General features: G+C 69.5%; 13 protein-coding genes. 4 read left to right on the top strand and 9 right to left on the bottom strand.

Translation table 11 applies throughout. The features are described 5' to 3' along the window. Positions 1-6 precede the first annotated feature (6 nt). Complete coding sequence (locus CPY97_RS06185; protein WP_096421241.1) at positions 7-294, bottom strand: Fe-S cluster assembly protein HesB; 288 nt, start codon at positions 292-294, stop codon at positions 7-9. A 219-nt stretch (positions 295-513) separates the two neighbouring features. On the opposite strand from CPY97_RS06185, the gene CPY97_RS06180 reads away from it, so the two are divergent. Beyond that, positions 514-945, top strand: coding sequence for a hypothetical protein (locus CPY97_RS06180; protein ID WP_096421240.1), 432 nt, complete (start codon positions 514-516; stop codon positions 943-945). 34 nt (positions 946-979) lie between these two features. Next, on the top strand, positions 980-2,347 hold the full coding sequence (locus tag CPY97_RS06175) for an FAD-binding oxidoreductase (RefSeq protein WP_096421239.1): 1,368 nt from the start codon (positions 980-982) through the stop codon (positions 2,345-2,347). Here the strand turns inward: CPY97_RS06175 and CPY97_RS06170 are convergent. Then, positions 2,344-3,060 (bottom strand): spermidine synthase, encoded by a 717-nt coding sequence (locus tag CPY97_RS06170; protein ID WP_096421238.1) that lies wholly within the window; start codon positions 3,058-3,060, stop codon positions 2,344-2,346. The two genes, CPY97_RS06175 and CPY97_RS06170, sit on opposite strands and share 4 nt — an antisense overlap. Positions 3,061-3,133: 73 nt before the next feature. Here CPY97_RS06170 and CPY97_RS06165 point away from each other — a divergent pair, with 73 nt between their 5' ends. Beyond that, positions 3,134-4,258, top strand: coding sequence for a DUF1611 domain-containing protein (locus CPY97_RS06165; protein WP_096421237.1), 1,125 nt, complete (start codon positions 3,134-3,136; stop codon positions 4,256-4,258). Here the strand turns inward: CPY97_RS06165 and CPY97_RS06160 are convergent. The 4 genes from CPY97_RS06160 to CPY97_RS06145 form a co-directional block, all read right to left on the bottom strand. After that, positions 4,255-4,770, bottom strand: a complete 516-nt coding sequence (locus tag CPY97_RS06160; protein WP_096421236.1) for a flavodoxin family protein — start codon at positions 4,768-4,770, stop codon at positions 4,255-4,257. The genes CPY97_RS06165 and CPY97_RS06160 overlap by 4 nt on opposite strands. Before the next feature lie 40 nt (positions 4,771-4,810). Continuing rightward, positions 4,811-6,454 carry a BCCT family transporter gene (locus tag CPY97_RS06155; protein ID WP_096421235.1) on the bottom strand — a complete coding sequence of 548 codons (1,644 nt, stop codon included), beginning with the start codon at positions 6,452-6,454 and terminating at the stop codon, positions 4,811-4,813. A gap of 163 nt (positions 6,455-6,617) precedes the next feature. Beyond that, positions 6,618-7,988, bottom strand: coding sequence for an NAD-dependent succinate-semialdehyde dehydrogenase (locus CPY97_RS06150; RefSeq protein WP_096421234.1), 1,371 nt, complete (start codon positions 7,986-7,988; stop codon positions 6,618-6,620). 152 nt (positions 7,989-8,140) lie between these two features. Continuing rightward, a complete protein-coding gene (locus tag CPY97_RS06145; protein ID WP_231924066.1) occupies positions 8,141-9,283 on the bottom strand; it encodes a CaiB/BaiF CoA transferase family protein in 1,143 nt (380 codons plus the stop codon). Positions 9,284-9,341: 58 nt separating this feature from the next. Between CPY97_RS06145 and CPY97_RS06140 the strand changes: the two genes are divergently transcribed. Continuing rightward, a complete protein-coding gene (locus tag CPY97_RS06140) occupies positions 9,342-10,526 on the top strand; it encodes an acyl-CoA dehydrogenase family protein (protein WP_173826866.1) in 1,185 nt (394 codons plus the stop codon). Positions 10,527-10,575: 49 nt separating this feature from the next. Here CPY97_RS06140 and CPY97_RS06135 read toward each other — a convergent pair whose 3' ends face one another. From CPY97_RS06135 to rlmN, 3 genes are all read right to left on the bottom strand, one after another. Continuing rightward, entirely contained in the window at positions 10,576-10,896 is a 321-nt protein-coding gene (locus tag CPY97_RS06135) for a hypothetical protein (protein WP_096421232.1), read from the bottom strand. Positions 10,897-10,944: 48 nt separating this feature from the next. Then, positions 10,945-12,393: a glyceraldehyde-3-phosphate dehydrogenase gene (locus CPY97_RS06130; RefSeq protein WP_231924065.1), complete on the bottom strand. Its 1,449-nt coding sequence runs from the start codon at positions 12,391-12,393 to the stop codon at positions 10,945-10,947. A 108-nt stretch (positions 12,394-12,501) separates the two neighbouring features. Next, the gene (gene rlmN, locus CPY97_RS06125; RefSeq protein ID WP_096421231.1) at positions 12,502-13,716 is read right to left on the bottom strand and encodes a 23S rRNA (adenine(2503)-C(2))-methyltransferase RlmN; all 1,215 of its coding nucleotides are present in this window, start codon (positions 13,714-13,716) and stop codon (positions 12,502-12,504) included. Between the last annotated feature and the right edge of the window lie 83 nt (positions 13,717-13,799).

Below are 13,799 nucleotides of genomic sequence, written 5' to 3'. Positions count from 1 at the left end.
GCTGCGTTACGAAGCCTGCTCGCCGATGGCGAAGCGAACGTTGCCGTCCTCCGCGACCTGCGCGTCGAGCACCTTGTCGGCGAGGGCGACGGACGCGTTCTGCTCGAGAAATACACGGGCAGCGCCGTTCTCGACTACCTGGTCGCCGTCAACGGGGGCGGGCGCGACCGACACGGCGAACTGCGTCGAGTCAGCTCCACCGGAGTCGATGCGCAGGCCGGCGGTGCCGGGGTCGGCCTCGCGTGCGACGAGGTTCTCGATGACGGTGCTGGCGGTCGGGGTGAGGGTGAGCATGGCTGCTCCTTCCGGATCGCGGGCAATAAGTCAGCCACGATTCCGCAGTCCCACCGGACACTTCAAGCAGTGAGCGGCGATACGGAGGGTTCTCCCACGAAGTTTTGCGCACATTGTGCGGCTCATTCCCCTTCCGGCCACCGCGCGGACGCTGCGGTTAGCGTGCCCGCATGTCGACAGCGCGACCCGCGATGCCCGGCCGTCGCCCCCCCCCCGGTCATGTCGTCGGGGCAGGTCACCCGCACACTGCCGCTGGTCGCGCTAATCGCCATGGTCATCGGCGGGCTGTCGTTTCAGCTGGGGGCGGCCGACACGTCGTTTGATCGCCCCGGCGAGGTCGTGCTGCTGTTCGTCGATGTGGCGCCGCTGCTGTGGTTCACCGCGGCTCCGATTGTCCTGACTGCCCTGCGCTGGCAGGTGCTGGATGCTCGGCTCACGTGGGTAACGCTGGCCGCGGTGATCGCGGCGGCCGTCGCGGGGTTGGCGCTCGGCGCCCTCCGCCTCGTGCTCGTTGGCCCGATTGCGACGCCCGGCGTCCCGGTCGTTCCGGTGAACGAGAGCCCGACCGTCACCTTCCTCACCGCCGCCACCTTCGCGATGGTCGGCGGGCTGTTCTGGCTCGTGGATCGCACGCGGTCGCCGCGGCGTTGAGCAGAGCGCCGGGTAATCGCGACACAATGGCGCGGTGACGACCGACCGCACCGCCGCCCTCGCCGAGCTGCGTTCTGCCCTCGGCGCGGCGCTTTCCACAGACCCCCGCGAGCTCAACGCGGCGCGCGCCGACAAGTCGGGGCAGCGCTCGGCCGCAGCGCCCCTCGCGATCGTGCACGCCGCGTCGGTCGCCGACGTGCAGGCGGCTCTGCGCATCGCGAGCGCGCACCGCCTTCCCGTCGTGCCGCGCGGCGCGGGCACGGGGCTTGCCGGCGGTGCCATGGCGGGCGCAGACCGGCTGGTGCTGTCGACGGCGCGCATGACGCGCATCCATGAGATTGATGCCGTCGACCAGATCGCGGTTGTTGAGCCGGGTGTCATCGTCGCCGAGTTGGATGCCGCCGCCCGCGAGCAAGGGCTTTTCTACGCGCCCGACCCGGCGAGCCGGGCGTGGGCGACCATCGGCGGCACGATCGCGACCGGCGCCGGCGGCCTCATGTGCGTGAAGTATGGAGTCACCCGTGAGGCGGTGCTCGGCCTCGACGTCGTGCTCGCCGACGGAACGCTCATGCGCCTCGGCCACCGCACCGTGAAGGGCGTTACGGGGCTCGACCTCGTCGGCCTGATGGTGGGCAGCGAGGGAACGCTCGGCGTTGTCGTCGGTGCGACGGTGCGACTGCTGCCGGTTCCGGCGGGGACGACCGCGACGATCGGCGCCCACCTGCCGTCGGTCGTGGCCGCGGGCGCGGCTTCCGCGGCCATCATGGCGAGCGGGGTGCGTCCAGCGGCGCTCGAGATCATCGATCCACTCGCCCTGTCACGCATTCACGCGTATCTCGGGCTGCCGCTGCCGCTCGACGGCACCACGCACCTGCTGGTGCAGACGGACGGCCCGCAGGCCATCGCGGATGCCGAATCGGCGCTCGCCCTCGTGCGCGCGGCGGGTGGCGACGGTGACGTGTCGACCGACGAGGCGAGCGCCGAGCGGCTGCTCACCGTCCGCCGGTCCTTCCACGCCGCGATGGAGGCGCACGGCTCGGTGCTGATCGAAGACGTGGCCGTGCCGAGGCGCCGGCTTCCCGAGATGTTCGCCGCGATCGAGCGCATCTCGGCGGAGTTCGGCGTCGAGATTCCGACGGTCGCCCACGCGGGCGACGGCAACCTGCACCCCAACTTCGTCTATTCGGGGGATGCTGTGCCCGAGCCGGTCTGGCAGGCAGCGCACGCGGTCTTCCGGGAAGCGCTCGCCCTCGGCGGCACCCTCACCGGCGAGCACGGCATCGGCGTGCTGAAGAAGCGACACCTCGTGGACGAGCTCGGCGAGCACCAGCTCGCGTTGCAACGGCGCATCAAGGCGGCGTTCGACCCGCTCGGCATCATGAACCCCGACGCGGTGTTCTAGGGCCTGCGCGCACGCCCGACGTACACGCCGTTGACCGATTCACCCTCCGTCAGAGGGTTGGCGAAGGCGACAGTGTGCCCGGCGACATCGTCGAATGCGGCCTCCAGGTCGCTGAGCGTGCCCGCGTGTGGGCGTTCGTCTGACCACAGCGCGAAGACGCCGCCCGGCCGCAGCCGCTCGGCCAGTCGACGAAAACCGGCAACCGTGTAGAGGTCGGCGTGTGAGGCGTCCAGCGTGTGCTGAGGCGTGTGGTCGACATCGAGCAGAATGGCGTCAACCGGTTCGCGGGGAGTGCCGTCAGGCTGGTCACCGCGCGCCCACGCGAAGAAGTCGGCGGCGACGAGCCGGGTGCGGGAGTCGCTGACGAGCCGGTCACTCACCGGTAGAAGCCGACGCTCGTGCCAATCGATGACGGGTCGCAGCGCATCGATCACCACAAGTGAGTGGATGCGCGCATCATCGAGGGCGGTCACCGCCGTGTACCCGAGTCCCAGACCTCCGACGACGACGTCGAGAGGCCCGTAACCGTGGACGGCGGCGAGACCGAGCCGGGCGAGCTCTTCCTCGGCAACCGTGAACAGGCTCGACATGAGGAACTCATCGCCCAGCTTGACCTCGTAGACCTCCGCGTCGATGACGGGGTCGTGGCGACGGCGCAGCACGAGCTCCCCCATGGGTGTGGACTCGACGGCGAGCTCAGCGAAGCGGCGCATCGAGCCAGGCTAACCCGCAGGCCACCCTGCTACGGTCAGGCACCGGCTCTCGCTGGTCGCGAAGGAGCATCTCATGCAACCGCACCAGCCGCTCGCGGCCGTTCTCCCCCTCGGCTCGACCGCCGTCGTGTACTGCGACGGCGCATTCGGCGATGCCGACGGCAAGACGGCGAACGGCCTTGTTCGGCACTCAGAGCTCTACGACATCGTGAGCGTCGTCGACGCGCGCTTCGCCGGCCGCGACGCGAGCGACATTCTCGACGGCGTGGCCCCGGGCATCCCCGTCGTGGGGGACTTGGCCGAGGCACTCGCCCTGCGCGCCGACCTACCCGATTACCTCATCTGGGGCATCGCGCCCGCCGACGGGGTACTGACCGACGCGCACCGCGCCGTGTTGCTCGACGCAATCTCGCGCGGCATGCACATCATCAATGGCCTGCACGAACTGCTCGGCGACGACGCCGAGATGTCAGCGGCGGCACGCCTCAGCAGCGTGACGATCACCGACGTGCGCCGCCAGCGCCTCGCCAAGGACCTGCGCTTGTACTCGGGCCGCATTCGCACGGTTACGTGTCCGCGCATCGCCGTTCTCGGCACGGACGGCTCGATCGGCAAACGCACGACGGCGACCATCCTCGTCGCGGCGCTGCGCGCGCGTGGCCTCACGGCGGTGCTCGTCGGAACAGGGCAGACGACGATCATGCAGGGCGGTCTCTACGGCGCCGCGGTCGATGCGATGGTGCCGCAGTACCGATCGGGCGAGGTCGAACACCAAGTAGTGCGAGCCTTTGAAGTCGAAAACCCCGACGTCATCGTCATCGAGGGGCAGGGCGCGCTGAGCCACCCCGCGTACCTCAGTTCGGGCGCCATCATTCGAGGAAGCAGGCCCACCGGGGTCATCGTGCAGCACGCCCCTGCGCGCCTCATGCGCGACGACTTTCCGAACGAGCCGATGCCCAGCCTCGCGCACGAAATCGCGCTCATCGAACTGTTCGGGCACACGCGCGTGATCGGCATCACCCTCAATCACGAGCACCTGTCGGATGCGCAGATCACCGCGACCATCGACCAGTACACCCGTGATTACGCGCTTCCCGTGACGGATGCGCTCAGCCGGCCGGCCACGGAACTGGCTGACATGGTTATCGGCTCCGACCCGCGGCTGCGCGCTGCACAGACGCACGCCGCGAACGGCTAGCGAAAACTGACGGCCGCTGCCCCGACACGGTCACGACCGAACGGCCGGGCGCGTTCCAGTTCCCCGGGCAGGACGGGCCCGTCGTGCCCGCCGATGGAGAACGAGGTGGGGCGCTGCGTGAGCGGAAGACCCGCAGACTTCGCGACGCGTTGTGCCGCCCAGGCCGCAGAGCCGGGCAGCCGCTTCACCTGTTCAACTTTGGTGTCGAAAGTGGCCACCAGAATGTGACGAGCGTCGGCCTCAATGCGTGCCATCCACTCACGGATACCGCTCGCGCTCGGCTGTGTGGCCCCCTTCGCGATCGCCTCGTCCCGAGTTGCGGGTCGGCTGAGCGAAAAAGCGTGCGTGGGAGCGCCGATCACGAGCAGGTCGACGCCCTCGAGACGTGTTGGCGCATCATCGACGCGCACGACACGTGCGTCACCGGCGGCAGCGAGACCCTCCGCAACGGCGTACGCAATGCGCTCAGTGTTGCCCCAGTGCGACTCGACGACGACGAGAGAGGTGGTCATGTCTCGACGCTACGAGCCGCACCGGGGCCGTGACAGGGGCTTAGGTCCTGTCGTCCGTGAGCACGGGGTCAACCTCGAGGCCGTAGTGGTCTCCGATTTCGTCGACCAGTTCGGCGCGCGCGGCGCGATCGGCGATTCGGCCCTCGCGGCGGAACGCGACCACGAGAGCGGCGCAGGCGAGCAGGAGCACAACCGAGAACGGCAGCGCCGCGATGATGGATGCCGTCTGCAGCGCGCCGAGGCCTCCCACGAGCAGCAACGAGATCGCGAGCAACGCGACGACCACCACGAAGAACGCGCGCACCCAGCGACGGGGCTCGGGGTCGCCACCGGTCGCGAGCATCCCCATCACGAGCGAGCCCGAGTCGGCCGACGTGATGAAGAAGATCGAGATCAGGAGGATCGCGCCGAGGATCAGCGCGGCACCGCCGGGAGCCGACCCCAGCACGGCAAACAGGGCGCCCTCCGTGTCAACTCCCCCATCAGCGCTGACGAGGCCACCGGCGCCGTAGAGCTCCGTGTAGATCGCGGTGCCGCCGAGCACCGAGAACCAGAGGAAGGTGATGATCGTCGGCACGAGCATGACGCCGACGACGAACTCGCGAACGGTGCGGCCCTTCGAGATGCGCGCGATGAAGATGCCCACGAACGGCGCCCACGCGATCCACCAGCCCCAGTAGAAGCTCGTCCAGCCGGCCTGCCAGGCCTCGCCCTCGGCACCCGCGAAGGCACTCACGGTGAAGCTGAGGGCGATGAAGTCGCCGAGGTAGTTGCCGATCGACTGCACGAACTGGCGCAGCAGGAACTGCGTCGGACCGACCACAAGCAGGAACACGACGAGGAACCCGGCTAGCGCGAGGTTGATGTTGGAGAGCCACTTCATGCCGCGGTTGATGCCAGACAGCACCGATGCCAGCACGGCGACCGAGATCACGACGATGACGGCGACGAGCGTCACATCGTTTGCCTCCGCGGTGCCGGCTGCCTCGAGGCCCGCCCCGATCTGCAGTACGCCGAGTCCGAGCGAGGTCGCGACACCGAACAGCGTTCCGACGAGGGCAACGACGTCGATGACGTTGCCGAGGCCACCCCTGACGCGCTTGCCGAACAGCGGCTCGAGAGTCCAGCGCACCGAGATCGGCCGACCGCGGCGGTGAATGGCGTAGGCAAGTCCGAGGCCCAGGGCGACGTAGATCGCCCACGCGTGCACGCCCCAGTGCAGGTAGGTCTGCGACATGGCGGCCTGGGCTAGCTCGATGTCGGTGCCCTCAACGCCGGGGCGCGGGTTCGCGAAGTGGTTGAGCGGCTCAGCCACACCCCAGAACACGAGGCCGATGCCCATTCCGGCGGCGAACAGCAGCGCGAACCACGAGCGGTAGCCGAACTCGGGCTCGTCATCGTCTGTGCCGAGCCTGATGCGGCCGTAGCGGCTGAAAGCGGCCCACAGCCCGAACACGACGAAGAACGCGGCGATCAAGACGTAGTACCAGTTGAACCAGGAAATGATCGATGCCTGCACCGCACCGAAGCCGGCCTCCGCGGCGTCGGGCGCGACGAGCGTGAATGCGACGAAGCCGACAATCAGGACGGCCGCTGGCCAGAAGACCCAGCGCTTGATGGGGTAGCGCTCAGCGGGTGGCGCGGTGGATGCGGGACTCGGGGTACGTGCGATCGGTTCAGTCACGTGAATCCAGCCTAGAAAACGCTCTCGGCCAGATCAGTTCAGATATGGAGGAACCGGTCAGGAAGGTCTGTCATCGCGCGTGAGTGCGCGCGCACGCGCACGCTCGGGGCATGCACGTGGGGGCCCGCCGGATGGCGAGCCCCCACGGAACGATCTGCGCCCGTTAGGCGATGCGGATCATCTTCTTGTTGACGAACTCGTCGATGCCGAGCGTTCCGAGCTCGCGGCCCGAGCCCGAGTTCTTCACGCCGCCGAAGGGCAGTTCGGGGCTGTCGGCGAGCACGCAGTTGACGTACACCATGCCAGCGTCGATCTGGTCGGCGACGCGGGCAGCCTGCTCCTCGTCGGTCGTGAACAGGTACGAGCCGAGCCCGAACGGCGTGTCGTTGGCGAGCTCGACCGCCTCGGCCTCGTTCGCCACCTTGAACACCTGCGCGACGGGGCCGAAGAACTCCTCGTAGTAGGCCGAGTTGCCCGGCTTCACGTTCGCGAGCACGGTGGCCGAGAAGTAGGTGCCCTCGCGGGTACCCCCGACGAGCACCTCTGCGCCGCCGGCGACGGCGCGCTCGACCTGGTCGGCGAGGTTGTCGGCGGCCTGCGCGCTCGACAGCACGCCGTACGCGGCCTCACCCTTCATGGGGTCGCCCGGGCCGACCTCTCCCATCTTCGCGACGAACTTCTCGAGGAAGGCGTCGTACAGCTCTTCGACGACGATGAAGCGCTTGGCACCGTTGCACGACTGGCCGCTGTTGTCGACGCGCGCGTTGACGGCCATCTCGACCGTCGCATCCAGGTCGTCGGTCGACAGCAGGATGAAGGGGTCGCTGCCGCCGAGCTCGAGCACGACCTTCTTCAGGTGGCGACCGGCCTGCTCGGCAACCGCGGCGCCGGCACGCTCGGAACCGGTCAGCGACACGCCCGCAACGCGCGGGTCGGCGATGATCGTCGACACCTGCTCGTTGGTCGCGTAGACATTGACGTAGGCACCCTTCGGGAAGCCCGCGTCGTCGAAGATCTGCTGAATCGCGGCGGCCGACTCGGGGCACTGCGCGGCGTGCTTCAGGATGATCGTGTTGCCGAGAACGAGGTTCGGGCCGGCGAAACGCGACACCTGGTAGTACGGGAAGTTCCAGGGCATGATGCCGAGCAAGACGCCCAGGGGGCTCTTACGGATGACGGCGCTGCCCTCGCTGCCCTCAGCGAGGTCGACGGGCTCGTCGGCGAGCAGGCCGGGACCGTTGTCGGCGTAGTACTGGTAGATGTCGGCCGAAAAGTCGACCTCGCCGAGGGCGTCGCCGATGGGCTTGCCCATTTCGCGCACGATGATCTCGGCGAGTTCCTGCCGGCGCTCGCGGTGCAGCTCGGCGACGCGGGTGATGAGGGCGGCGCGCTCCTCGCGGGTGGTCGACCGCGCCCAGTCGCGGCTGGCGGCGTGAGCCGCGTCGATCGCGGCGGCGATGTCGGCGTCGGTCGCCGTCGGGTACTCCTTGACGGTTTCGCCCGTCGCCGGGTTGATCACGGCGTACTTGCTCATGGGACTCCTTGAGTGTCGTCGGTGGTGGTCGCCGGCCGATCGGATGCGGCGACGGTGCACGCTGTCGCCCCCACACTAGGGCCTCACGACTGTCCGTCGTGTCGACATCGAGGCGATTATCAGCGCCTACTTCGCCGCCGTGTATAGCCGGCTCAGTTAGGGGCGGCGAGCCACGCACGCAACGCCGTTCCGTCGGCGTCGAGTGCGGGCGGCGCGGTCGGCGTGACCGGCGTGAAGGCCGAGTACCGCACCGGGTGCCGCACCTGTGCGGGGTGCCCCTCCCCCACGTCGACGAGGGGGTCGAGGCCGAGCGACTCGGCCAACGCGATCGCGGAAGGGATGTCGCCAACGCGACCGGCGGGGACGCCGGCGCCGAGCATCCGCTCGACCGCCTCCTCGACGGGGATGCTCGCGAGCGCGCCCTCGAGGACGGCGATCAACTCGGCGCGGTTCCCGACGCGCGCGCCATTGCTCGCGAACCGCGGATCGTCGGCGAGCGCGGGTGCGCCGAGTGCGGCGGTGAGTGCGCGGAACTGGCGATCCGAGCCGACGGCGACCGCGAGCATCCCGTCGGCGGCGCGCAGCGTCTCGTATGGCGCGATGGAGGGGTGCTGGTTGCCCATGGCGCGCGGTGCGACACCGGTCGCAAGGTAACTCGAGGCTTGGTTCGCGAGCGACGCGAGCAGCGAGCTCAACAGGTCAACCTCGACGTGCTGACCCTCGCCCGTCAACTCGCGGTGGCGGAGGGCGGCGAGGATTCCGATGACGGCGTCCTTGGCCGCGAGGAGGTCGACGAGCGCGACGCCGACCTTGCGCGGCTCGCCGTCAGGGTCGCCCGTGATGCTCATGAGCCCGCCGACCGCCTGTACCAGGAAGTCGTAGCCGGGCAGGTGCGCGCCCGCGCCCGCGCCGAAGCCCGTGATGGAGCAGTACACGGCCCGCGGATTCGCGCGGTGCACGGCCTCGGGGTCGAGGCCGAAGCGGGAAAGCGATCCGGTGCGAAAGTTCTCGAGCATGACGTCGGCGCGGGCCGCGAGCGAGCGGGCGAGTGCCGCGTCGTCGGGGCTCGCGAGGTCAAGCGCGATCGACTCTTTCGACCGGTTGGCCGACTCGAAGTAGGCGCTCGAGGAGCCCGCCCACGGCGGTCCGAACGCCCGCGTGTCGTCGCCGGTGCCCGGCCGCTCGACCTTGATGACGCGGGCGCCGAGGTCGGCGAGCCACATGCTCGCCGAGGGGCCGGCCAAGACGCGGCTGAAGTCGGCGACGAGAACGCCATCGAGGGGGCCAGGGCTCACGCCGCCACTGTAGCTGCGCCGTCGAGCGCGCACCGCGCGAGGGTGCATCATGGTGCGCATGGCACGTACTCCGCTCACCCCCGATGAGGTTGCCGCCGACCCGATCGGACTGGACTCCATGCTGAGCGACGACGAGCGCGCCGTGCGCGACCGCGTGCGCAGCTTCGTCGACAACGAGCTTCGCCCGCACCTCGCCGAGTGGTACGAGAACGCGGTGCTGCCACGCGAGCTGCTGCCGGCCTTCGGCGAGCTGGGGGTGCTCGGCATGATGCTCGCGGGCGACGGACTGCCGGGCCGAACCGCCGTTGAGTACGGCCTCGCCGCCGCCGAGTTCGAGGCGGCCGACTCGGGGCTGCGCACCGTGGTCTCGGTGCAGGGCTCGCTCGCGATGACGGCGATCCACACCTTCGGCACGGATGAGCAAAAAACCCAGTACCTCCCCGGCATGGCCGCCGGCCGCATCGTCGGCTGCTTCGGCCTCACCGAGCCGAACGCGGGCAGCGACCCCGGGTCGATGACGACCTTCGCCCGCCGCGACGGCGACGACTGGGTGCTGACCGGCGCCAAACGCTGGATCGGCCTCGCCTCGATCGCCGACATCGCCGTCGTTTGGGCACAGACCGACGACGGCATCCGCGGTTTCATCGTGCCGACCGACGCTCCCGGGTTCACGGCGACGCCCATCACGGCGAAGCTGTCGATGCGCGCCTCCATACAGTGCGACCTGACCTTCGACGATGTCCGCCTGCCCGCCGAGGCGCTGCTCCCCGGCGCTCGGGGCCTGAGTGGCCCCTTCACGTGCCTCAACTCGGCGCGCTACGGCATCGTGTGGGGGGCGATGGGTGCCGCGCGGGACAGCCTCGAGGCCGCCCGCCGCTACGCGCTCGACCGGATCGCGTTCGCGCGGCCCATCGCCGCCGCTCAGCTCACGCAGGCGAAGCTCGCCGACATGGCGGTGCAGGTCTCGACCGGCACGCTGCTCGCCCTGCACCTCGGCCGGCTCAAAGACCGGGGCCTGTTGCAGCCGCACCAGATCTCGATCGGCAAGCTCAACAACGTGCGCACCGCCATCGCCGTCGCTCAGAGCGCGCGCACGATCCTCGGCGGCAACGGCATCACCGGCGACTACTCCCCCATGCGCCACGCGCAGAACCTCGAGTCGGTGCGCACCTACGAGGGCACCGACGAGGTGCACGCCCTCGTCATCGGCTCCGCGCTGACGGGGCTGCCAGCGTTCCGGTAGGGATGCGCGGGGTCGGCGTCCGCGCGGCACCGGCCCGGAGGGCCGGCGCTTAGGCGCCGGCCGTCACCGCCAGCACCAGCACGAGCGAGCTCGCGATCATCGTGAGGAAGGCGGCCGCGAGCAGGGCGAGGCGCAGCCGACCGGGGCGGACGGCGAAACGCGTAACGAGCATCCCGAGGGTAAGGGCGCCGGCGAGCGCCGCGCCGACGAGCGCGACGGATGAGTCGAGACGGACCCAGAGCGCGACGAACATGCCGCCGACGAGCACGGCGGTGATCAGGCCCATCACCACCCACACGGTGCCGGAGGCGGTCGTCAGTTGCGGCTGCGCGCGCACGCGCGTGGGGTCGGGCTGCGGAGTGTCGGCCATCACTCCACGGTGTCAGGGCGACCTGGCAGTGCGGTCAGTACGCACCGATCAGACGAGCACGCGCTCGGGTACGACCACCGGGTGCGCGCCCGCCATCGTCTCGAGCACGCGAATCACCTGCGAGCTGTAGCCGTACTCGTTGTCGTACCAGACGTAGACGATGAGGTGGCGGCCGTCGCAGATGGTGGCGAGGCCGTCGACGATTCCGGCGCGGTGCGAGCCGACGAAGTCGGTCGACACCACCTCGGGTGACTCGATGTAGTCGATCTGCTGACGCAGCTCGCTGTGCAGCGACATGCGACGCAGGTGCTCGTTGACCTCGTCGCGCGTGGTCTCGTCGCGGAGGGTGAGGTTCAGGATCGCCATTGACACGTCAGGGGTGGGCACACGGATCGCGTTGCCGGTGAGCTTGCCCGCCAGCTGCGGCAGAGCCTTCGCGACCGCCTTCGCGGCCCCCGTCTCGGTGATGACCATGTTGAGGGCGGCGCTGCGGCCGCGGCGGTCGCCCGCGTGGAAGTTGTCGATCAGGTTCTGATCGTTCGTGTACGAGTGCACCGTCTCGACGTGGCCGTGCTGAATGCCCCACGCATCGTCAACGACCTTCAGAACGGGAGTCACGGCGTTCGTCGTGCAGGATGCGGCCGTCACGATGGCATCGTCTGGCTCGATAACGCCGTGGTTGATGCCGTGCACGATGTTCTTCAGCGCGCCCTTGCCGGGAGCCGTCAGCAGGACGCGGGTGACGCCGGGCGCGCGCAGGTGCTGGCTGAGGCCCTCCTCGTCGCGCCAGCGGCCCGTGTTGTCGACGACGATCGCATCGCGAATGCCGTACGCCGTGTAGTCGACGCGGTCGGGAGCGTCCGCGTAGATGACCTGGATGAGCGTCCCATTTGCGAGGATCGTGTTCGCCTCCTCGTCGACGGTGATCGAGCCGTCGAAGGGGCCGTGCACGCTGTCCCGGCGCAGCAGGCTCGCGCGCTTCACGAGATCGTTGGCGCCTCCCCGGCGCACAACGATCGCCCGCAGGCGCAGGCCCGAGCCGCTTCCGGAGTGCGCGACGAGGATGCGGGCGAGCAGGCGCCCGATGCGTCCAAAGCCGTAGAGCACGACGTCGGTGGGGGTGGCGGGGGCCGCGGTCGGCATGACGGCGGCGAGTTCGTCGCGCAGGAACTCGATGAGGTCGCGGTCGTCGTCCGACGCGGCGTGACCCGTCACGAGGCGCGCGATGTCGAGGGAGGCGGGGCCCGGCTGGATGGTGAGCAGAGCATCCAGCACCCGGCGCGAGTCGGCGAGCGCCAACTCGTCGCCCGTCACGTGCTGGGCGTAGCGGTGGGCGCGCAGGATTCCGATCGCCGACTCGTTGATGAGGCGGCGGCCATGGATGCTCGTCACCACCCCGTGGTCGCGGTACAGCCGCCCGATCAGGGGGATCAGCTGTTCTGCTGCGGCCTCGCGCTCTTTCCAGGCGGCGTGGATGGTCGTGACGTCATCGCTCACTGTGGCGTTCCTTGGTTTCCCGGCGCGTCGTCGCGGCCGTGTCGAGGGTGATCGGGGACACGTGGTGGCGGTGGTGGTACCCCGATGCTACCGGGCGCGGTCCGTCGCTTACGCGTCGGCGGCGGCGAGCTGGCCGCAGGCACCGTCGATTTCCTTACCGCGCGTGTCGCGCAGCGTCGTCGGAATGCCGGCGTCGTTGAGTCGGCGCACGAACTCGTTCTGCACGGCCGTCTCCGACGCGGTCCAGATGGAGCCGGGGGTCGGGTTCAGCGGGATCGGGTTGACATGCACCCAGCCGCGGCCGCGCTCGAGCAGCTTCTGGGCGAGGAGGTCGGCACGCCAGGCGTGGTCGTTCATGTCCTTGATGAGCGCGTACTCGATCGAGACTCGGCGGCCGGTCTTGTCGAAGTACTCGCGAGCCGCATCCAGGGCCTCGTCGACCTTCCAGCGCGAGTTGACCGGAATCAGCTCGTCGCGCAGCTGGTCGTCGGGGGCGTGCAGGCTGAGGGCGAAGGTGACGGGAATCTGCTCGTCGGCGAGCTTGCGAATCGCCGGAACCAGCCCCACCGTCGACACGGTGATGTTGCGCGCGCTCATGCCGAGCCCGTGCGGCTGCGGCGCGACCATCGTGCGTATTGACCCCATCAGGCGGGCGTAGTTCGCGAGCGGCTCGCCCATGCCCATGAAGACGATGTTGCTGACGCGGTCGGGTGTCTCGTCGCCTTTCTTGCGGCCGCCCAGCTCGCCGCGGGCGAGCGCGCGGTTCGCGGCGACCACCTGGTCGACGATCTCGGCCGCCGACATGTTGCGGGTCAGCCCCGCCTGGCCGGTCGCGCAGAACGGGCAATTCATGCCGCAGCCGGCCTGGCTCGACACACAGAGAGTGATGCGACCGGGGTAGCGCATGAGCACCGACTCGACCAGCGCCCCGTCGTGCAGCTTCCACAGGAACTTGATGGTGTCGCCGTTGTCGGTCGCGAGCCTGCGCACCTCGGTGAGCAGCGGCGGCATCAGCTCGCCGACGAGCTCGTCGCGGCCCGCGGCCGGGAGGTCCGTCATCGTCGCCGCGTCGACCGAGTAGTGCGTGAAGTAGTGGGTCGACAGCTGCTTCGCGCGGAAGGCGGGAAGGCCGCGATCCGTGACCGCTTGGATGCGCGCATCCTGGTCGAGATCCGCCCAGTGCACGGGCGGCTTACCCCGCTTCGGGGAGGCGAATTGCAGCAGCGGTCGACCGTCGGAGTCGAGCTTCTGCTGCCAGCCCTCCGCCTGCGGGCGTACCTGACGGGTCTCGCCGTTGTTGCGGATGCCGCCCGAAGAAGCCATGCCTCCAGGGTACGGGGCGTCAGTGAGGCAGCGAGCAGGGGTCCGCACACGACCGTAGTCAGTGATGACAGTATGTAGTATTC

Origin of the sequence: Microcella alkaliphila (genome assembly GCF_002355395.1) — a bacterium.
GTDB lineage: Bacteria > Actinomycetota > Actinomycetes > Actinomycetales > Microbacteriaceae > Microcella > Microcella alkaliphila_A.
The sequence above is the reverse complement of the archived record's forward strand: the minus strand, read 5'-3'. Positions and strand labels throughout refer to the sequence as shown.